The following is a 21,268-nucleotide window of genomic DNA, read 5'->3' as shown; positions in this document are numbered from 1 at the left end:
ATTTTCGGCTCTAATTCCGATTTGCACATCCATCCTGCTGCTTCCAAATCGAAATATGCAAAAATCAGGCCTTGAATTCTTCATTATTGATGTCCGTGATGAACATATGGCCCGGCAGGTGGGTGATCATGATTTCAGGCTTTGCATTCAGGGCCACATTCTGAGGCGTCACTCCACATGCCCAGAAGACGGGCACTTCATCGTCCGCGATATCGATTGCCTCCCCATAATCCGGGTCTTTCATATTGGCAATGCCGATTTCCCCGGGCTCACCGACGTGGACCGGGCCGCCGTGCATATCCGGGAACCTTTCGGTGATGGCGATGACATCGTCGATGTCCTCTTTTTTGAAGGGCCGCATTGATACGACTGCCTGGCCATGGAAAAGGCCGGCAGGTTCGGCAGGTATATCAGTCTTGTACATCGCCACATTCTTACCTTCTTTAATGTGCTTGATATCAATCCCGCCATCCATGATCGCCTGCTCAAATGTGAAGCTGCAGCCGATCAGGAAGGTGACGAAATCATCCTGCCAGTATGATTCCACTTCATCCACCGTCTCGATGAGCTCACCGTACCGGTAAATATTGTACTTCGGGACATCCGTCCTGACATCTGAGCCTTTAGCATAGACACTTTCATAACGTCCATCCTCCAGCACTTCAATGATGGGCACGGCCTTTTTATTCCTCATGGCAAAAAGCAAAAAGTCGAAGGCGTATTTCCTGGGTAATATCACGACATTCGCCTGGACCTTATCCCCGCTGATGCCTGATGTCGTGCCCTGATGTTCGCCGCTTCTGATCCGCTCACGAATAGTAGCTGCATCCATTTCAATCATCCTTTCCGATTAACCTGTCCATAATTCAGCCAGCCCGCCGAGGGACAGGATGCCGATGATCAAGGTGGAAATCACGGCAATGACCCCCCAGATGATCATCCAGGTCGGGTGCCTGTAATCCCCGACCAGCTTTTTCTTCCTTGAAGCGAGTAAAACTGCGCCCAGCGTCAACGGAAGAATCAGTCCGTTGAAGGCGCCTGCAAGAATGAGCAGTGTCACCGGGCGGCCGACAAACGTGAACACCAATGTGGAAAATACAATGAATATGACAATCACGGTGTTATTATGCTTATCGAAGAAGTCATGGAACGACCTTAGGAACGATGCACTCGTATAAGCCGCACCGATCACGGAAGAGAGTGCCGCCGCAAGTAATACAACACCGAACACCTGCATCCCGATATCACCGAGGGCAAACTGGAAAACTGACGCCGGCGGGTTTTCGTCGCTCAATATTGCACCCTGGGACAGGACGCCCAGGACCGCCAGGAATAAAAGCACCCTCATGACACCGGTGGTCAATATACCGTAGTTTGCTGCATGGCTGACGAACCGTATGTTCTCTTTGCCCGTCATGCCCGCTTCAATCAGCCTGTGTGCACCTGCAAACGTGATGTAACCGCCGACCGTACCCCCGACGATCGTCACGATCGGAATGAACATCGCAAGCGGCTCCTCAGGCACAAAAGTCCTGTATGCCGCCTCGCCGTAAGGCGGGCTTGACTGAATCATCACATAAGCGGTGATCATGATCATCAGAGCGCCAAGCACCTGGGTGACCACATCCATCACTGTGCGGCCGTTCTTCACCAGGAAGATGAAAATCGCAAATGCACCGGCGATGGCTGCACCGATCCTTGGATCCAGTCCAAAAATCGCATTGAAGCCGAGGCCCGCACCGGCCACGTTGCCGATGTTGAAAGCGAGGCCTCCGAGCACTATGAAAAAAGCCACAACGTAGCCGAGGCCCGGGGCAACTTCATTCGCCACTTCCTGCCCGCGCTTGCCCGAAACACTCAGCACCCTCCAGATATTCAGCTGGGCACCGATGTCAATGATGATGGAAATTACGATCGCGAAGGCAAAACTCGCCAGGAATTGTTCTGTAAATACAGTCGTCTGTGTCAAAAACGCCGGTCCGATTGCCGAGGTGGCCATAAGAAATATCGAACCGAACATCAGCCGCCGCTGGGCCGCTGTAATTTTCGGCTTTTCCTGTCCCATCCTTTACTCCCCCTTGTTTTTAAATGACGATTACATCGTTTCTATGCGGATGTCATTTTCCTTGAAAGCATTACGGATTTCCCTGATGAATTCCAGAGCATTTTCGCCATCCCCATGGACGCATATGCTGTCCGCCTGGATGTCGATCATATTGCCGTTGATGCTCTCCACCCTGTTTTCCCTGATCATCTTTACAACGCGTTCGACGGCTTCGGCCGTATCGGTGATCATGGCACCTTCCTTCCGCCTGGATACGAGGGTGCCGTCATCTTCATACGCACGGTCTGCAAACACTTCGTGCCTGACTTCGAGGCCTGCTTCAAGTCCCGCCTTGACGAGGTTTTGGTTGCTGAGCCCCATCAGTTTCAGTGCCGGATCATATTCCTTCACCGCATTTGCGATCGTGACGGCCAGGTCATAATCATTAAAAGTGGCGTTGTATAACGCACCATGGGGCTTGACGTGATTCAATCCCAACCCGTATGTTTTAGCGATGCCTTCAAGCGCACCGAGCTGATACAGGACAATCGCCCTCACTTCGTCCGCCGTCATATCCATATAGCGCCTGCCGAAACCCATCATGTCAGGGAAGCCGGGGTGTGCACCGAGCCCTGTACTGCCGCTTTCCTTGATCATTTCCACCGTTTTTATCATGACGACCGGGTCACTCGCATGGAAACCACATGCCACATTCGCGGATGAAATCAAAGGGATGATCTCATCATCGTTTCCGATTGTGTAATTGCCGTAGCTTTCACCCAGGTCTGCATTCAAATCCACTTTATACATGGTCATCCTCCTATTCTTCTATGATTTCGTTGCGCGTCAAAAACTTGATATCGACGATATTTTCATTATAGTTCGGATGCTGCATCAAGTAATACTGGAAATCCAGGTTCGTCTTCAGCGGGCCGATGACCGTCTCATCCAGCACATGGGTCATCTTATTGATGACTTCACTTCTGTCACGTCCACTCACTATCAGCTTTGCGATCATGGAATCATAATTCGGCGGTATCTTATACCCCGGATAGACTGCCGTATCGACACGGACATTGCGGCCGAGTGCAAAATGCAACATATTTATCGGGCCGGGCGAAGGCATGAAATTGTTTCCTGAATCTTCAGCGTTGATCCGGACCTCGATTGCAAACCCGTCGATCTCAATTTCTTCCTGGCTGATGTTCAGCTCATTGAACAGGGCCACTTCCACCTGCATCCGGACGATGTCGACTCCGGTGATTTGCTCCGTTACAGTGTGTTCCACCTGGATGCGGGTGTTCATCTCTATGAAATGAAATTCATCTTCCTCTTCCACATAAAGATATTCCACCGTCCCGGCACCGCCGTATTTCAGTTTGGCAATCGCATCCCTCGTCGTTTCAGTGATGGATTTCCTCGACTCATCCGTTAAGATCTGCGCCGGGGCTTCCTCGATCAGCTTCTGATTATTACGCTGGATCGAGCAGTCCCTCTCGTAAAGGTGTACTGCATTTCCGTTGCCGTCCCCGACAACCTGCACTTCTATGTGCCTTGCTTTCGGTATATACCGCTCCACATAGATCCTGTCATCATCGAATGCATTTTTCGCTTCTTTTTTCGCTTCTTTATAGGACTTTTCTAGTGATGATTCATCATGGACAAACCGCATGCCTTTGCCGCCGCCGCCCGAAACTGCCTTGATGACGACAGGGTAGCCGACATCCTCAATCACTGCCCTGACTTCATCCAGTGTTTCGACCGGTCCGTCGCTGCCCGGTATGACAGGGACGCCCGCCGCCCTCATCGTGGCGCGCGCCTCGGCCTTGTCACCCATCTTCTGCATCATCTCGGAAGTGGGGCCGATGAAGATGATGCCCTCTTCTTCACAGCGTCTTGCGAACCCGGGCGTTTCCGACAGAAAACCATAGCCGGGATGGACGGCGTCCGCACCGCTGATTTCCGCGGCAGCCAGTATGCTTTCGATGTTCAAATAGCTCTCACTGCTCTTGGCCGGACCGATGCAGCATGCTTCATCCGCAAGCGACACATGCAGACTGTCCTTATCGGCAACAGAATAGACGGCAACACTTCTTATATTCATTTCCCTCAACGTCCTGATGATCCTCACGGCTATTTCCCCGCGGTTTGCAATCAACACTTTCTTCATAATCATTCACCCTCTTCGCGGAGTGTCATCAGCACCTGATCATATTCCACCGAATCACCATTTTCGACGCGGACTTCTTCGATCACGCCGGCATGCTCAGTCGTGACATCATTGAACACTTTCATCGCCTCGATGATGCCGATCTGATCGCCGGCCTCCACTCGGTCGCCCGGATTGACAAAGTTTTCATCGGAACCTTCCTCCTTTTGAAGGTAAAAGGTGCCAACCTGTGGTGCTTTGATTTCCGTCAGGCCTGAATCCGATGACGAACCACCGGCACCGTCACTTTCTGTGCTCTGTTCTTTCGGCATCACCGCCGTCTCCCCGGCACTTTCCTCTATATGAATTTTAACGTCTCCATCTTCAACTTTAAGCCTGGTCAATCCCTCTTCCTTGAAGAGTTTAACGAGTTCCCTGATATTGTTGATATCCATTATCTATACTCCCATCAGTTTTGATATTTTTAATGCCGACTTTCTTCTTAATGAAGTGAAGTCGGTGAGGGGTTCGAAATACTCATCTGAATCGATCCGCACCAATTCTTCCTTGTACAAACCAGAAGCAGCATCCACATCGATTTCTTCAAATGTGAGTGTTTCACCCGGCGATTTCTGGACGAGTTTGGGTATATCCGCCAGGGCGACGGTGGCGATGCGCGCATAGCCGCCGGCTGTCTGACGGTCATTCAGCAGTATGATCGGCTGACCATTTTTAGGAACCTGGACGCTGCCGAGCTGGGTGGGTTCACTGAGCACATCATGTCCGCCCCCGGCGTTCAATTCCGGTCCGCTCAGCCGGAAGCCCATCCGGTCGCTGTCCTTGGTGATTTCATACTCCGAGCCGAATAACTTCTTCCGTGCCTCATCATCAAAGTTTTCGTACTGCTGTCCGGGGATGATCCGTATCACGGCGTCTTCTTCAAAGGACTTTATTTTCTTCCCATGGCTTTGGAAAGCATCGTCAAAAGACTTCAGGACGTCACCCGGCTTCAGTGTCCGTCCCCGGAAACCACCGATGCCGCTCCTCGTATGTGTGGATCGGCTGCCGAGCACTTCCGGCACATCGAAGCCGCCGGCCACACCCAGGTAGATCCTTGAACCTTTTTCAGCTTTCCCGATGGTCAGCGTTTCACCTTTAATCAGCCTGATGGGTACACCCGGGGCGTACGTTTCATCATCCACGAAGATCTTTGCTTCAGCCCCGGCAGTCGCGACCACCGTATCTTGCAATACTTCAAGCGTCACCCCGTGCAGTGTCATTTCCAGCACGGCAGCATTCTCATCGTTGCCGAGCAATTTATTGACCAGCTTTTGCGCCCTGTAATCCATGGCACCGGAAGGGGAGAAGCCGTATGCCTGATGATGGAAGCGCCCGGCATCCTGCATGGTTGAAAACAATCCCGGATTCATTACTTTGAACGTCATCATTCCGCCTCCCTCATCGTAATATTGACTTCATATTCACCGCTCGCCACCTGCTCTTCAAGCTTATTATACGCGGCTTCATCAATCGATTTGAAGACGATCCTGTCACCCGCTTCATACAGGATCTGAGGGTCCCTTTCTTCATCGAATAAAGGAATCGGGGTACGGCCGAGCAGGTTCCAGCCCCCGGGTGAAGTGAAGGGGTACATGCCCGTCTGTTTGCCTCCGATGCCGACCGAGCCAGCGGGGATGCTCGTCCTTGGATCATCAAGGCGTGCTTTGAACAGTTTCTCATCCAATCCGCCAAGATAGGGGAAGCCCGGCATGAAACCGAGCATGTATACCAAATACTCGGTATCGCTGTGCATATCGATGACATCCTCCGGCGACAAACCATCTTCCTCGAAGCGTCCAAGGTCCGGTCCATAGTCTCCGCCGTAGCAGACGGGGATTTCTACAAGCCGGTATTCGAAGGGTTTGCCCTGGAGTGCTTCCAGGTCGATTTCCCCCAACACTTTTTCAAGCGCTTCCCCTGAGGTTTTGAACACATCAAAATAAACAATCAGGCTGGTGTAGGAGATGACGATCTCCGTCACTCCTTCATGCGCTTGATCTTCAAGTTCCTTTTTTAAGTTCACCAGTTTTTTATTGGTCTCTTCACTGATGTCGTCTCCGAGGTAAACGGTTACGGAATTCTCGGAGTATCTGCTCACTTTCATGCGTCTCCCCCTAAATTTCATATTTGTGCTCTTATCTTATCACACTATTCAGTATTCTTTAACTACATTCATGGGACGAAAAAAGCCGGACTTCAAGTCCGACCCGCCTTTCCCTGCATGACCCGGCCCGTAATGGCCAGCACGGGTATTTCTATCAAGGGGCCGATGATGAGGGCGAGTGTGATGACGGGCATCTCATCAAACACGACGACCGCAATCGCAAGTGCCAGGGGGGAATTCCTCGCCATTGTCGTCATGATGAGACTGACTGTATCGGGATAATTAAATTTGAACATTTTCGCTGCAAAGTTGCCGAGAAAAAAGTTGATCACAAAGAATAACATGATCGGTATCAGGATCATCTGCAGCAAGTTCAGGTTGCCGAAGAGGACTTCCCTTTCGGAAGCGAATATGGAGAGTACTGCAAGCCCCAGTATGGCCGGGTTCCATGAGGACAGCCTGCTCAAATGCTGCGCTGGAAATACCAGTTTCATCACCATGGCCAGCGTTAAGGGGATCAGCAATGTTAAAATCATTGAGAATATGATGTTTGGGGACACCCATTCGAAAACGCCGAAAAATATATAGATATAGACCGGCAGCAGTATGATTTGAAGTATGAAGTTCACAGGGAGTATGGTGGTTGAGAGTGCCGTATTGCCCCCTGAAATTTTGGTGAATATGATGAACCAGTCCGTACATGGTGTGACCAGCAGCATGAAGAGACCAAGCCATAACACAGGCTGATCCGAAAGGAACATATAGCCCAGCATGTAAGCGAGCACCGGTGTCCATATGAAATTTACAACAAGTGATAAAAAATTGAATTTATAATTTTTGACCGATGCCGGTATTTCCCTGAATGGGACGTCGAGAAAGATGAGGAACAACAGCAGCATCAGCAAAGGTACCACTGATACGGCCGTGATATCAGCCAGCCATTCGTACTGTCCGAGGAACAGCCCGAGCACCATCATGATTAATATTAATATTGGAGATGACCGGTCGAGCATTCACATTCATCCTTACTATATGATAATGATTCGCACTTCATGTTAGATTGGCCATAAAATGGGGAATTGATTTAATATTGATATAAAAGACGTTTAGAGTAAAGGAGACTGCATCATGGACATTAATGTTTTATATGAAGACGACCATCTGTTGATCATCGAGAAACCCGCCGTCATCCCCTCGCATAAAAAAGGTACTGAAGGGGAAGACCTGATGAAGTCGCTCAAAGAGTATATCGGGGGCGACGATGAATTATATCCTGAGGCAGAGGAGATTCTGGATACCCCGATCGGCGGCGCAGCTGTTTTCGCGAAGTCCGGAAAAGGAGCCGGACTGTTTGGGGATGAAAGTGGCAACCGTAATGTCTCCAGGCACTACAGGGCGATTGTGCGTGGTCAGATGCCGAGCGGGGCGGACACCCTGACCAACCATCTTGTACAGAATGAAAGGAATAAGTTGTATGTCATCACCGATGAGGATGACAAGGATGCGATAAAAAGTCAACTCCACTATAAGGTCATCGACAGGGATGAAGATAACGACCTCACACTAATGGATATCGAACTGGAGAAAGGCTACTCCTCCCTCATCAGGGTCCAGCTTGCCAATGTGGGCAATACCATCCACGGCGATACCGACCATGGCCAGCACTATAATAAGATTGGTCAGCCGGTGGCGCTCTGGTCTTATTCCGTCAGTGTGATACCCCCTGAAAAAGAAGAGGCGGTGACTGTGGAATCCAGTCCGCCTGACGAAAAGCCGTGGAGCCATTTTTATTAAAAACTCATATCCATCAATTAAAAGACGGGCAGGCCATATGGCTTGTCCGTCTTTTCCTTTCATAAAAACAGGCAGATGGTATAATCGTATGTTATTGATCATTTAACAAGGAGTTTGAATCGTGAGTATCAACGTATTATATGAAGACAATCATCTGCTCATCGTTGAAAAACCTGTCAATATCCCCGTCCAGGGCGATGCTTCCGGGGATGAAGACCTTCTGAATATGCTTAAGAGTTACATAAAGGTGAAAGAAAATAAACCCGGCAATGTCTATCTTGGTCTTGTCCACCGGCTGGACCGTCCGGTCGGCGGGGTGATCGTCTTCGCCAAGACTTCCAAAGCCGCTTCCCGATTATCCGATCAGCTGAGAAAGAATCAAATCATAAGAAAATATAAAGTGATTGTGCGCGGCAGGATGCCGGTACATGAAGATAAGCTGACGGATCATCTGCTTAAAGACCGCAGGAAAAACCAGGTGGATGTAGTGGGCAGAAATGTGAATGGTGCCAAAAAAGCGATCCTGCACTACAAAGTCACCGCCAGGGAGGAAGTGAAGGACCTGACCCTTCTCGGGGTCAGGCTGGAAACCGGACGCTCCCACCAGGTGCGGGTCCAGCTCGCCAATGCCGGCAATCCTTTATTCGGAGATCAGAAATATGGCCGGCAGCATAATAAAGCAGGCCAGCAGATCGCCTTGTGGGCATACTTCCTGTCCTTCAAGCACCCGACGAAGGATGAAATGGTGGAGATGGAGTGCCCGCCGCCGGATCAGCATCCGTGGAATCTCTTTTTTTAAGGGGATTCATTATTTCATTCACTTTGTTTTTTAAGGGACAACATGGTGATCAGCACCAGTATTAAAAACATCCCGAACAACTGCCAGCTTTGGAAGGCGACATTCATGACAAGCACGCTTGCTACGATGGCAGCGAGGGGCTCGATGGTGCCGAAAAGCGTCGTCTCTTTCGCCGTGATGTATTCTAGACTCTTGATGAAGAACCAGAAGGCGATGGCTGTGCCCGCAAAGATGCCGAAAAGCAGGGTCAGCACGGCCGCCGCATCGATCATCTCTGCCTCGACTACCCAAATCGGGTGGATGAAGTTCATCACTCCGCCGGCGATGATCATCGCCCAACCGACGACGAGCAGGGAAGGGAAGCGGGTGAGCAGCCCTCTTGCATAGATTGTATAGAAGGCAAGTGAAAATCCGGAAACCACCCCCCATATGATGGCCGGCAGCGGGACGGACAGCTGTCCGAAAGAACCGTTCGTCAGCAGCAGGAACGTACCGGTCAATGTCAGGAAGATCGCCAGAGCATCAAAGCCCGTCGTCCTCTCCTGTCCCCGCAGTAAATACCATAAAATGATGTAGATGGGCGCAAGGTACTGAAGCAGGGTCGCGATCGCCGCATTACCATGATCGATGGAAGCCATATACGAGTATTGGACAAGCAACATCCCGAGCATGCTGAAGATGATGAGTCTGATGATGACGGACCTTTCTTTGAAAATGCCGAAGACGGGCATGCCTTTGGACATGAACTTGTGCACCGCCACCAGGAACACCCCGCTGACCAGCAGCCTCGCGGTGACATACCAGTCGACGGAAATCCCCCTGCCGGTGAAGAGCCAGTCAGAGGCCACGCCCCCGACGCCCCAGAAGAAGGCGCCCGTGATGGCGAGCACGATCCCCTTTTGCCTGTCCGACATCATCACAGTTTGGTCCTGCCTCTATGATATTCATAATGCAATGCTTTTATTGCTTCCGCTAATTCAGGTTCCGGGCCGTCGAGCTGGATATCCCTCAAAACCTCTGTAACCGCGAGTCCCTTCAACATGCCCCGTTCCGCCCCAAGTTCCTCCTTCCACTCCTGCAACTGCTCACTTGAAGTGGCGTAGACGATCCGGCCGAGACCGGCAAGACCGTGGGCCGAGGCGCACATCGAACAGTGCTCGCCCGAAGTGTATACCACGCTTTCCTTCCTTTCATCTTCAGTTAAATTGGCAATCGCCCATTTGGCGATTTCGAACTCGGGATGGCGTGTATTGTCGCCCCCGGCGTCCCTGTTATGGTCTTCGAATAAAACCTCTCCGTCTTTTGAAACAAGTATCGATCCGAACGGGGAGTTTCCTTTTTCTAGCGCAGCCGCAGCAAGTGCCACACACTTCCTTAAATACTTCCTGTCTTTTTCTGTAATCATCTTATCCTCCTCATGGCATTTAATACTACTATATCAAAATCGTTAGTTTTGCACGGTCATCATACGAGCATATGACGATATCAAATCTATTCCCTCGTCTGACCAGCCCTCCCCCAGGCCTAAATGACCTCTCAATTTACTGATTTTTCAGAAATGAATTGCTTTTGGCTATTGTATCCAATATAATAGGTGTCAAATGATACTAGGAGGTTGAATATATTGTCCTTAAGTAAACGATTGGCTGAATACGTCGTCGAGACGACGTATGACGACATACCCGGGGAGGTGGTGGCGTTCACGAAACTTTGCATACTGGATTATTTCAGTTCCGCCATTGCCGGTAAAGATACCCCGCCGATCCGGAAAGTTGAAGAAATGGTGGAGATGCTCGGTGGAAATGAACAGGCCTCCCTGATCAACGGGGGGAAATCCTCCGTCACCAACGCTGCATTATTGAACGGGGCAGCGAGCCATATCGTCGAGCAGGATGACATCCATAAAAGTTCCATCATCCATGCTGCGACCGTCGTTATCCCCGCTGCACTCGCGATTGGTGAATCAAAGAAGCTGGACGGTAAAGACTTGATCACGGCAGTCGTCATCGGTTATGAAGTCTGTTTCAGGATTGGTGAGGCAGTCTCTCCGTCACATTATTACTACTGGCATAATACGGCAACATGCGGAACGTTCGGCTCGGCTGCCGCAACCGCAAAACTGCTGGACCTGTCCGTCGAACAGACGGTGCATGCACTTGGCAGTGCAGGCACTCAGGCTGCAGGGCTTTGGGAATTCATCGAAGACGGTGCAATGTCGAAACAGCTGCATCCGGGCAAAGCCGCTATGAACGGTGTAATCGCCGGTTTGCTTGCAGAGAAGGATTTCTCGGCCGCTTCCAAAATTTTGGAAGGCAGACGCGGTTTCTTTGAAGCGATGAGTGATGAGTACGATGCAGATAAAATCACAAACGGCCTGGGCCGGGAGTTCAAAATCATGGAAAATTCATTCAAAGTCCATGCTTCATGCAGGCATACACATCATGCGATGGATCTGGTTTCGGATTTCGCCAGAGAGGAAAACCTGGATCCGGATGAAGTGGAGAAGATAGAGGTCGGGACTTACGCGGTCGCAATCAACATCACCGATAATGATGATCCCCAGACCGTCTACCAGGGCAAATTCAGCCTGCAGTATTGCACAGCACTGGCACTGGTCAAGCAAAATGGCAACCTTGATACATTCACTGAAGAAAACCTGTGGGATGAAGAAATCCGCCACATGATGAATAAAGTCACCATCTTCACTGATGAGGCGGTGGATCACGCCTATCCCGGGAAATGGGGCGCAAACGTCGACATCCATTTGAAGAATGGGGAAACAGTGACGCTCACCACCGAATATCCTAAAGGGGATCCCGAAAACCATGTAACGGAAGATGACCTTTATGAGAAGTTCATGGTACTTGCCAAGGCTATCGATAAATCTCAGGCAGAAGAAGTTGCTGCAAACATACTTTCACTTGAAAATGCGGATGATTTAAGCTCGCTTTTCCCTTATAATGTCACAGTGAAGTAAAATCTCTGTTTGCCTTCTTTGCATACGGAGAAAAAAGGATGATAAGCATGAAATTGAAGAGCGTTAAAAGGGACGTGCTCCCAAACTCGGTGACCACCATTCTGAGGCAGGCGATTTTAAAAGGGGACTTGAAGCCGAATGAAAGGCTCGTACAGGCGGATATTGCTGAACAGCTCGGTGTCAGCAGAATGCCTGTGAGGGAAGCATTGAAAACCTTGGAACTTGAGGGGCTGGTCAGTCTGGAACCCCATAAGGGGGCGATCGTCAACTCACTGACCCTCGAAGACATCGATGAAATATATGAACTGCGTACGTTACTTGAGCCGTTAACCTTGAAGAAGAGCATCCCCAATCTGACAGTGGAGGCTATAACCAGCCTCGAGGAACTCCATGACGAAATGCTTGGAACGATGGATATCGAATCGTATGTGAAACTGAACAACAAGTTCCATAACCTTTCATTGTCAGGCTCCAACAGTAAAAGGCTCCACGGACTGATGGCAAGGGTTTCACACGGAATCGCCAAAGATACACCTTACGTCATACCGGACCAAATTGAAAAGTCGAACATTGAACACGCCGGAATCTTGAACGCCATCAAAGCGGGGGACGTCGAGGCAGCATGCTTGGAATATGCCCATCATATCAAGAGGACGCACGAGGATCTGATTCCTTTATTGAACCTTGACGAACAATAATTTGATTAATTCTAAAAATTCTGTTTACAAACAGGCAGAGTTCTTTTAAACTGGGATTGTATCCAATCGACAATATCCTAAATTAAGAAGGGTTTAGGTGAAGCTATATGGACAAAAGCTGGTTTTTCATACCCGGCAGCAAAGATAAATTTCTATCCAAGTCAACAGAGCTGAGTGCAGACATCATCATCTTCGATCTCGAAGACAGTGTGGTGCCGACTGAAAAGGCATCAGCCAGGGAAAAGATAATGCCATGGTTGAACCATCCGGATATCCATTCGAAGAAATATATAAGGGTGAATGAAATCCACAGCACTTATTTCATCGATGATCTGCAGGCGCTCGTCAGTGAGCATCTGGATGGCGTCGTCTTACCGAAGACCGGCGGGGCCGATGATATAAAAATCCTGGATTATCTGCTCACCACTTTTGAAAAACAAAATGACCTGAAGTTAAATGATATTAAAATTGCACCCTTGATAGAAACCGGCAAAGGCATGATGAACGCCCTGGAAATAGCCTCCGCTTCCCCACGTGTCGAAGCGATGGCATTCGGGGCCGAAGACTATATGCTGGACGTAAGCATACCTGGCGACGACGACCATGCACTTCTGCATGCGCGGTCGACACTCGCCGCCGCCTCCAGCGCTGCAGGCATCAGCCAGCCGGTCGATTCGGTCTTCACCGACTTCAAAGATGAGGCAGGCTTGAAGGAAGCATCCGCCATGAGCCGCGGATATGGTTTCCAGGGCCGCCTTGTCATCCATCCAAAACAAATAGAGACCGTCAATGAGGTCTACGCACCGACACACTCGGAAGTCGAAGAGGCGGAGAAGATAGTCGATGCCTTTGAAGCTTCAATCGACGATGGTGATGGTGCAGTAGCCGTCGAAGGTAAAATGATCGATCCGCCTGTTTATGAACGGGCTAAAAAATTACTCAAAATGTAAGCGGTTTATTATAGGAGGAATTCAATGTTACCACTGGAAGGTGTTACAGTCGTCTCTTTGGAACAGGCCATTGCCGTCCCTTTTGCAACACGGCAGCTCGCAGATCTCGGAGCAAGGGTGATCAAAGTTGAAAGACCCGGCGTCGGGGATTTCGCAAGAGGTTATGATACCACCGTCAACGGCTTGTCGAGCCACTTCGTCTGGACGAACCGTTCCAAAGAATCCATCACATTAAATCTTAAAGATGATAATGATAAAGAAGTCCTTTCCAAACTGCTGGAAAAAGCGGATGTCTTCATTCAAAACCTTGCCCCCGGAGCCATTGAACGCATGGGATTCGTGCCGGAGGAGATGGTTGAAAAGCAACCTGAACTGATCGTCTGCAGTTTATCAGGTTATGGGAAAGGCGGACCGTATGAACAGAAGAAAGCCTATGACCTGCTGGTGCAGTGCGAAGCCGGCCTCGTATCCGTCACAGGCACCGAGGATGAGCCGTCCAAAGCCGGCATCTCCATCGCGGACATCGCTGCAGGCATGTATGCATATACCGGCATCCTCACCGCACTGATGAACCGCATGAAAACCGGTAAAGGCACAGTCCTTGAAGTCTCCATGCTCGAGGCACTGGGAGAGTGGATGGGCTACCCGGCATATTATGCACAATACGGCGGTCAGGAACCAAACCGTACAGGCGCCAGCCATTCCACGATATACCCTTACGGCCCATTTAAATGCGGCGACGGCAAAACCGTCTTCATCGGCCTTCAGAACGAAAGGGAATGGGCACAGTTCTGCGAAGAAGTGCTGAATGATGAAGCACTGGCCCGTGATGCACGTTTCAATGCGAATTACCTGCGCTCCGAAAACAGGAAAGCGCTTAAGGAGATCATAGAGGAAGCATTTTCCGACCTCACTTCGGATGTCGTGATAGAGCGGGTGGAAAAAGCGAAGATAGCGAACGCCAGGTTGAATACCATGAAGGATTTCTTCAACCATCCACAGCTGAAAGCCAGAGACCGCTGGAGGGAAATCGGAACGCCTGGAGGCAATATCGCTTCACTGCTTCCACCGGTGACTTCCAAAGATTACAAACCGGTGATGAAGAATGTCCCGGCTCTGGGGGAACACACCGATAAGATATTGGAAGAATTAGGTGTTTCAACAAAATCTTAAATCAGAACAACAGGAGGAGTTTCAATGAGTGTACAGGAAGGTTGGACAGGCCGATTTTACGAAGATTTCACTGAAGGGGACATTTATCCGCACCCACTCGGAAGAACGGTCACCAAAACAGATAATATTTATATGACGCTTTTGACACAGAACACCAATCCGATCCATTTTGACGATTATTACTCGGAGAATACCGAATTCGGCAAGCCGCTCGTCGATTCCACCTTCACACTGGCACTGGTCACAGGACAGTCCGTCACCGACATTTCACAGAATGCCATGGCGAACCTCGGCTGGGATAATATCAAGCTCCCAAAACCGGTGTTTGAAGGCGACACGATCTACTCTTATTCTGAAGTCACAGGACTGCGCGAGTCCAAATCCCGCCCGAATGTGGGCATCGTCAACGTCAGGACATACGGATACAATCAGCGTGCCGAAATCGTCATCTCCTTTGACCGGACGATGATGGTCTACAAGAAATCCCACGCGCCGGACCAACGGAATGAATTACTGGAAGAAGTGCTCAAACAGCAAAAACAGTAACAATGGAGGCGGGCTTATGAAAGTGATCCAATACACTGAAATCGTCGATGAAGTTTCAAGAATCTGCCAGGAGGCGAATTTTGACCTTGGTGAAGACGTGGTCAATGCTTTTAAAGAGTCGGTCAAAACCGAAACCTCCGAAGCAGGAAAAAGCATTTTGAATCAACTGATAGAGAACGCGGACATCGCCACGTCAAACCGCGTACCGATGTGCCAGGATACAGGGGTCTCGGTCTTCATCGTCAGGCTCGGCCAGGACTGTCACATCACCGGCGGAAAATTGGAAGATGCGATCAACGAGGGGGTCAGAAAAGGGTATGACGAAGGGTATTTGAGATATTCGATTGTGGATGATCCCATCACACGCAGCAATACCGGGGACAATACCCCTGCCGTCATCCACATCGAACTTGTCGAGGGGGATGCTCTGGATGTTCAGATGTCGGCCAAAGGCGGGGGCGCTGAAAACATGAGCGCAATGAAGATGCTCACCCCCTCGGCAGGTCTGGAAGGCGTGAAGGATTTCATCATGAAGACCGTCAGGGAAGCAGGTCCCAATGCATGCCCGCCCCTCGTCGTCGGCATCGGCATCGGTGGCAACTTTGAAGTGGCGCCCTATCTTGCCAAGAAGTCATTGTTCAGGCCTGTGGGAGAGAGGCATCCCGATGAGGGGATCGCCGCACTCGAAATGGAACTGCACGAATCTGTCAATCAGCTCGGCATCGGGCCGCAGGGGCTCGGGGGGAACACCACCGCACTGGATATCAAAGTGGAAACCGCGCCCTGTCATATCGCCGCGCTCCCTGTCGCAGTCAATCTGAACTGTCACGCCAGCAGACACAAGCATTTCGTCATTTAAGGAGGTCCATATGTCCGAGATACGTATCAAGGTGCCTTTTGAACCCGGCGCTGCCGAGAAATTGAAAAGCGGTGATACCGTACTGCTTTCCGGTACAATCTATACAGCAAGGGATGCGGCACATAAACGCATGGCTGAGGCACTGGAGCGCGGTGAAGACCTTCCGGTCGACCTGACAGGCCAGGTGATATACTATGTCGGCCCAACGCCGGCCAAACCGGACGAAGTCATCGGCTCAGCCGGCCCGACGACCAGCAGCCGGATGGATGCCTATACACCAGCGCTTCTGGCACACGGCCTGAAGGGGATGATCGGGAAAGGTTACCGCAGCCGGGAAGTCACCGATGCCATTCAGGAGAATAAGGCCGTATATATGGTGGCCATCGGCGGGACCGGCGCACTGCTCGCCCGCAAGATCACCGCTTCCAAACTCGTGGCCTATGAAGATCTGGGAACTGAAGCCATACGCAGACTTGAAGTGGAGGATTTCCCCTGCATCGTCATCAATGACAGTGCGGGAAATGATTTTTATGAAAGTTCACAACAGTCTTTCGCCAATGATTGACCAACTTTAATATCAGGAGGAACTTGATAACGATGAGCGATCTATTACAATCGGAAACGATCAAACTCAGTGAAGAAGAACGACTGCAGCTGCGCAAGGAAGTGCGGGAACTGTGCGAGACATTCGGTAATGAATACTGGAGGGAGCTGGATCCCGACAGGAAATACCCGCAGGAATTCGTCGATGCATTGACGGACGCCGGATACTTATCGGTGCTGATTCCAAAAGAATATGGCGGAAAAGGGTACGGCCTCACGGAAGCCACCATCATCCTGGAAGAGATACATAGGGCCGGCGGCCATGCAGCGGCCTGCCACGCCCAGATGTATACGATGGGATCCCTCCTCAGACACGGAAACAAGGCGCAGAAAGAAAAATATCTGCCGGGCATCGCAAGTGGTGAAATCCGCATGCAGGCCTTCTCGATAACGGAACCTGAAGCAGGCTCAAATACTACAGCCATTGAAACTTTTGCCGAAAAAACGGATGACGGTTATGTCATCAACGGACACAAAAACTGGACGAGCCGGATCAGACAATCAGATCTGCTGCTCCTGCTCGCAAGGACCACACCGCTTGAAGAAGTGGAAAAGAAGTCCCGGGGGATGACTTTATTCCTGGTGGACCTCAGGGAAATCAGGCAGAATCAGCCAAACGCCCTGGCTGTCGAGTCCGTGCGCACGATGTTCAATTATGCCACCAATAAAATCTGGTACAAAGATATGAAGGTGCCTGAAGACAGTGTCATCGGCGAAGTTGGCAGCGGTTTCAAATATGTGCTGGACGGCATGAACGCCGAAAGGATCCTGCTTGCTTCGGAAAGCATCGGCGATGGTTATTTCTTCATCGACCGTGCGGTCGAATATGCCAGCGAAAGGGAGGTGTTCAACAGGAAGATCGGGGAAAATCAGGGTGTCCAGTTCCCCATCGCGAAAGCTTATGCGTCAATCAAGGCTGCCGATGCATTGAGATACAAGGCCGCCGAGAAGTTCGACACCGGCGAGAATTGCGGGGAGGAAGCCAACACTGCGAAACTGATTTCGAGTGAGGCAAGCTGGGAAGCTGCAAACGTCGCAATCAATACTTACGGCGGAAACGGCTTCGTCGATCAATATGATATCGAGCGCAAATTCAGGGAGACAAGGATGTACCAGGTCGCACCGGTGAACAACAACATGATTCTTTCCTATATAGGGCAACACGTGCTTGGTATGCCAAGGTCATACTAGGCAGTCAATATAAAATAATGACAAAGGGGATTTTATTTATGAAGAAATTTTGGTTATTGTTCAGCACGATGGTTCTTGCTTTGGTTTTGGCAGCTTGTGACGATGGAGGCACTGATGAAGGCGGGGAAGAAAACGGCAATGGTGAAGCGGAAGCCGATTTTGAAGAAAATGACTATCCTTCAACCGTAACCGTCGGTACAGCCTCGCAGGGCGGTACTTATTACATCTGGGGCGGCGGCCTCTCGACATTGCTTGAAGAACACCTCGACATCTCTTCAAACATTGAAGTGACAGGTGGTCCGGTGCATAACATACAGCTTCTGGATGCAGATGATGTTCAGCTCGGAATGGTCACGGAAGGCCCTCTTTATGAAGGCTATACAGGCGAAGGTGAATGGGCGGATCAGGAATATGATGACATCCGCGTCATTTTCCCGATGTATGATACGCCGTTCAACTGGTTCTCATTGGAATCAACCGGTGCTGAAGGCCTTGAAGACCACGAGGGTGAACGTGTCGGCATCGGCCCTGCAGGCGGTACACCAGGCACTTACAACCCGATAATCTATGACATCCTCGGCATTGAAACAGGGGACCAGGTTGCAGCCGGTGCAAGTGACATGGTTTCACAAATGCTTGACGGCCAGCTGGATCATATCGGCTTCTCTGCAGGCCTCCCGATTTCAGCGGTAGTTGAAGCTGAAACCCAGGCAGATATCAACATCTACGGCCTCACGGAAGAGCAGCGTTCGACGGTGATGGAAGAACTCCCGTATTTCCAGGAATTCACCATCCCGGGCGGCACTTATGACTCAATGGATGAAGATATTGAAACCGTTTCACAGTTCAATTACGGTGTAGTTCAAAAAGAAGCAAACTCGGATTTCGTCTATGATCTTGTAAAAGCATATCACGAAAACATCGATCAGATGATCGATACCCACAACTCGGCTTCAGAAGCGGAAGATCCTGAAGTCATCACAAATAACACGGATTACCCAATGCATCCGGGCGCAATCCGCTACTATGAGGAAATCGGCATCGAACTGGCTGATGACGTGTATCCTGAAGAGTGGAGCGACGAGGATGACAGTGAGTAACACCATTTTTACAGGCTAGCTCTGCTTATTGATACAGCCGGTTGAAACCGGCTGTATTAATGCAGGTATAAAGGGGGGGAAGCGCTTGAATAAAAACACTCATGACGAAGATGCTGAAAAAGTTGAAGTAAACAGAAAGAGAAGATCGGAAGAACAACCGGACGATAATGATGACCTTTCCCTTGAATCCGAATTGGATGAAGAGGGTAAACTCGATACGGAAATTGTTGAAGATGCTCTGGAAAAATCCGAGAGCACCAGGAATCTTACAGGCTGGAAAAGATATTTATTCATGGGCATTGCCGTTTTCGGCGCCCTTTATCACCTGTATATCCTGAATTTCAATCCTATAGACCCCTGGGTCTTCAGAAGTACACACATCGTTTTCGGCACAGTGCTGACACTGATGTTCTATAAGGGATGGAAGACGAAGTCCAACAGCATTCCTATAGTGGACTGGATTCTGATAGCAGCCGCAATATTCATCGGCTACTACATAGCGGAAAACCTGACGACGCTGGTGTTCCGTTTCGGGGTCACACCGACCACCCTGGATGTTGTGGTGGCGACAGTCGGTGTCCTGCTCGTTTTGGAAATCACGAGAAGGACAAGCGGATGGACACTGCCGATACTTGCAGGCGTCTTCATCGCGTATTCATTCCTGGGGCCTTATATGCCCGGCATCTTCAATCATAACGGCTATTCCTTCGAAAGGTTCGTCACTTATATTTACGGTCTTGACGGGGTGTTCGGGGTGACGACGGATGTTTCTTCCAGATACATCATCCTCTTCATCATATTCGGGGCATTCCTCCAGATGTCGGGTGTCGGCCAGTACTTCATCGATGTGGCCTTCAGGCTGGCAGGGTGGATGCGCGGCGGGCCGGCGAAAGTCGCCATATTCGCTTCAGCCCTCATGGGCTCCATCAACGGCACATCGGCGGGGAACGTCGTTGCCACCGGTTCATTGACCATACCGTTGATGAAGAAGACCGGCTACCGGCCAAGGTTCGCCGCTGCCACGGAAGCGACGGCATCGACGGGCGGCCAGCTGTTGCCGCCGATCATGGGTGCAGGTGCCTTCCTCATGGCAGAAATCACCGGGATCCCTTATTCGGATATCATCATTGCAGCAATCATACCGGCACTGTTATACTTCGTCTCCGTCTATTTCATGGTCGATTTCCAGGCTTTGAAAGAAGACTTGAGGGGCGTACCGCGCCACCTGCTGCCCAACATCAAAGATCTGGTGAAGAAGGCCTACCTCTTCATTCCGATCATCGTACTGGTCTACCTTTTGGTTGCCGGATACAGCATAGTGTTCGCCGGTACGGTCGGCATCATCTTATGTTTTGTCCTGAGCCTGTTCAGTAAAGAGACGCGTATGGGGCTCATGAAAGTGCTGGAAGCGCTGGAACTGGGTATGAAAAATGCATTGCAGCTCATCGCGATCGTCGCCACTGCCGGCATCATCGTCGGTGTCATTGCCCTGACCGGTGTGGGACAGAGATTCAGCACCATGCTTCTGACGATTGCAGACAACAACATGCTGATTGCACTGATCTTTGCAATGCTCTTATCCATCATCCTCGGGATGGGGATGCCGACGACGGCTGCATATGCCGTGGCCGCGTCCGTCGTCGCCCCGGGGCTCGTCAGGATGGGGATGGACCCGCTCCTTGCGCATATGTTCGTATTCTATTATGCGGTGTTATCGGCCATCACACCGCCTGTCGCACTGGCAGCGTTCGCTGCTGCAGGCATCACCGGGACCGATCCGATGAGGACCGCCGTGGAGGCCTTCAAAATCGGCCTGGCTGCATTCATCGTGCCTTTCATGATGTTCTACAGTCCGGAACTCCTGCTCCTGAGTGACGACTCGCTTGCCATCGTCCTTGCAGTCATCACTGCGCTGTTCGGCGTTTATTTCCTGTCGGCAGCCGTGCAGGGCTGGTTCTTCAGGAAAAGAGCCGCATGGTATACGAGGGTCGTGCTGCTCGGCATCGCCCTGCTGCTCATGGTGGCGGATATCATGACCGATGGCATCGCCCTCGGCCTCATCATAGCCGCGGCCCTGATCCAAAAATTCGTCAATAAGGACCGGCCGCACCAAAAAGAGCTTTCATCCGATAATGGGAATAACTTCAATACAACCTGATGTTTTTTTGGGAATACAGCATGCGATGCTGTATTCCTTTAATATTCATACAATTAATGGAGT

22 protein-coding genes are annotated in these 21,268 nt (G+C 50.6%); 12 read left to right on the top strand and 10 right to left on the bottom strand.

The genetic code is table 11. The annotated features are described in order from the left end of the window. Nucleotides 1-64: 64 nt before the first annotated feature. The 8 genes from BUA12_RS05190 to BUA12_RS05155 all read right to left on the bottom strand — a co-directional run bounded on the left by BUA12_RS05190 (nt 65) and on the right by BUA12_RS05155 (nt 7,370). Nucleotides 65-832: a putative hydro-lyase gene (locus tag BUA12_RS05190; protein ID WP_072709116.1), complete on the bottom strand. Its 768-nt coding sequence runs from the start codon at nt 830-832 to the stop codon at nt 65-67. Between the two features lie 18 nt (nt 833-850). Then, the gene (locus BUA12_RS05185; protein WP_072709115.1) at nt 851-2,065 is read right to left on the bottom strand and encodes an NRAMP family divalent metal transporter; all 1,215 of its coding nucleotides are present in this window, start codon (nt 2,063-2,065) and stop codon (nt 851-853) included. A 30-nt stretch (nt 2,066-2,095) separates the two neighbouring features. Next, nucleotides 2,096-2,854, bottom strand: coding sequence for a LamB/YcsF family protein (locus BUA12_RS05180; RefSeq protein WP_072709113.1), 759 nt, complete (start codon nt 2,852-2,854; stop codon nt 2,096-2,098). Nucleotides 2,855-2,864: 10 nt separating this feature from the next. Beyond that, the gene (locus tag BUA12_RS05175; protein WP_072709111.1) at nt 2,865-4,214 is read right to left on the bottom strand and encodes an acetyl-CoA carboxylase biotin carboxylase subunit; all 1,350 of its coding nucleotides are present in this window, start codon (nt 4,212-4,214) and stop codon (nt 2,865-2,867) included. 2 nt (nt 4,215-4,216) lie between these two features. Next, on the bottom strand, nt 4,217-4,648 hold the full coding sequence (locus BUA12_RS05170) for an acetyl-CoA carboxylase biotin carboxyl carrier protein (protein ID WP_072709109.1): 432 nt from the start codon (nt 4,646-4,648) through the stop codon (nt 4,217-4,219). Between the two features lie 3 nt (nt 4,649-4,651). After that, nucleotides 4,652-5,638, bottom strand: a complete 987-nt coding sequence (locus BUA12_RS05165) for a 5-oxoprolinase subunit C family protein (RefSeq protein ID WP_245772757.1) — start codon at nt 5,636-5,638, stop codon at nt 4,652-4,654. Next, on the bottom strand, nt 5,638-6,357 hold the full coding sequence (pxpB, locus tag BUA12_RS05160) for a 5-oxoprolinase subunit PxpB (RefSeq protein ID WP_072709105.1): 720 nt from the start codon (nt 6,355-6,357) through the stop codon (nt 5,638-5,640). Before pxpB ends, BUA12_RS05165 begins: the two co-directional genes overlap by 1 nt. A 92-nt stretch (nt 6,358-6,449) precedes the next feature. After that, a complete protein-coding gene (locus BUA12_RS05155; RefSeq protein ID WP_084669951.1) occupies nt 6,450-7,370 on the bottom strand; it encodes an arsenic resistance protein in 921 nt (306 codons plus the stop codon). 115 nt (nt 7,371-7,485) lie between these two features. Between BUA12_RS05155 and BUA12_RS05150 the strand changes: the two genes are divergently transcribed. Both BUA12_RS05150 and BUA12_RS05145 read left to right on the top strand, forming a co-directional pair. Beyond that, nucleotides 7,486-8,151 (top strand): pseudouridine synthase, encoded by a 666-nt coding sequence (locus tag BUA12_RS05150; RefSeq protein WP_072709103.1) that lies wholly within the window; start codon nt 7,486-7,488, stop codon nt 8,149-8,151. A gap of 121 nt (nt 8,152-8,272) precedes the next feature. After that, nucleotides 8,273-8,950, top strand: a complete 678-nt coding sequence (locus BUA12_RS05145) for an RluA family pseudouridine synthase (RefSeq protein ID WP_072709101.1) — start codon at nt 8,273-8,275, stop codon at nt 8,948-8,950. A gap of 14 nt (nt 8,951-8,964) precedes the next feature. Here BUA12_RS05145 and BUA12_RS05140 read toward each other — a convergent pair whose 3' ends face one another. Next, nucleotides 8,965-9,867, bottom strand: a complete 903-nt coding sequence (locus BUA12_RS05140) for a DMT family transporter (RefSeq protein WP_072709099.1) — start codon at nt 9,865-9,867, stop codon at nt 8,965-8,967. Continuing rightward, nucleotides 9,867-10,355, bottom strand: coding sequence for a nucleoside deaminase (locus tag BUA12_RS05135; protein ID WP_072709097.1), 489 nt, complete (start codon nt 10,353-10,355; stop codon nt 9,867-9,869). Before BUA12_RS05135 ends, BUA12_RS05140 begins: the two co-directional genes overlap by 1 nt. Nucleotides 10,356-10,574: 219 nt before the next feature. Between BUA12_RS05135 and BUA12_RS05130 the strand changes: the two genes are divergently transcribed. The 10 genes from BUA12_RS05130 (at nt 10,575) to BUA12_RS05085 (ending at nt 21,205) form a co-directional block, all read left to right on the top strand. After that, complete coding sequence (locus BUA12_RS05130) at nt 10,575-11,927, top strand: MmgE/PrpD family protein (RefSeq protein WP_072709095.1); 1,353 nt, start codon at nt 10,575-10,577, stop codon at nt 11,925-11,927. A 47-nt stretch (nt 11,928-11,974) separates the two neighbouring features. Then, on the top strand, nt 11,975-12,625 hold the full coding sequence (locus BUA12_RS05125; protein WP_245772756.1) for a GntR family transcriptional regulator: 651 nt from the start codon (nt 11,975-11,977) through the stop codon (nt 12,623-12,625). A gap of 107 nt (nt 12,626-12,732) precedes the next feature. Next, nucleotides 12,733-13,575, top strand: a complete 843-nt coding sequence (locus tag BUA12_RS05120) for an HpcH/HpaI aldolase/citrate lyase family protein (protein WP_072709091.1) — start codon at nt 12,733-12,735, stop codon at nt 13,573-13,575. 24 nt (nt 13,576-13,599) lie between these two features. Further along, complete coding sequence (locus tag BUA12_RS05115) at nt 13,600-14,748, top strand: CaiB/BaiF CoA transferase family protein (RefSeq protein WP_072709089.1); 1,149 nt, start codon at nt 13,600-13,602, stop codon at nt 14,746-14,748. Between the two features lie 24 nt (nt 14,749-14,772). Then, nucleotides 14,773-15,294 (top strand): MaoC family dehydratase, encoded by a 522-nt coding sequence (locus tag BUA12_RS05110; protein ID WP_072709087.1) that lies wholly within the window; start codon nt 14,773-14,775, stop codon nt 15,292-15,294. A 16-nt stretch (nt 15,295-15,310) separates the two neighbouring features. Next, on the top strand, nt 15,311-16,153 hold the full coding sequence (locus tag BUA12_RS05105; protein ID WP_072709085.1) for a fumarate hydratase: 843 nt from the start codon (nt 15,311-15,313) through the stop codon (nt 16,151-16,153). Nucleotides 16,154-16,163: 10 nt separating this feature from the next. Beyond that, complete coding sequence (locus tag BUA12_RS05100; RefSeq protein WP_072709083.1) at nt 16,164-16,718, top strand: Fe-S-containing hydro-lyase; 555 nt, start codon at nt 16,164-16,166, stop codon at nt 16,716-16,718. A gap of 32 nt (nt 16,719-16,750) precedes the next feature. Beyond that, nucleotides 16,751-17,947 (top strand): acyl-CoA dehydrogenase family protein, encoded by a 1,197-nt coding sequence (locus BUA12_RS05095; protein WP_072709081.1) that lies wholly within the window; start codon nt 16,751-16,753, stop codon nt 17,945-17,947. Between the two features lie 38 nt (nt 17,948-17,985). Next, nucleotides 17,986-19,047 (top strand): TAXI family TRAP transporter solute-binding subunit, encoded by a 1,062-nt coding sequence (locus BUA12_RS05090; RefSeq protein ID WP_072709079.1) that lies wholly within the window; start codon nt 17,986-17,988, stop codon nt 19,045-19,047. A gap of 85 nt (nt 19,048-19,132) precedes the next feature. Further along, entirely contained in the window at nt 19,133-21,205 is a 2,073-nt protein-coding gene (locus BUA12_RS05085; RefSeq protein WP_245772755.1) for a TRAP transporter permease, read from the top strand. Nucleotides 21,206-21,268: the final 63 nt, after the last annotated feature.

It is taken from the genome of Lacicoccus alkaliphilus DSM 16010 (assembly GCF_900142805.1).
Classification (GTDB): domain Bacteria; phylum Bacillota; class Bacilli; order Staphylococcales; family Salinicoccaceae; genus Lacicoccus; species Lacicoccus alkaliphilus.
This window is presented reverse-complemented; position numbering and strand designations above follow the sequence as displayed.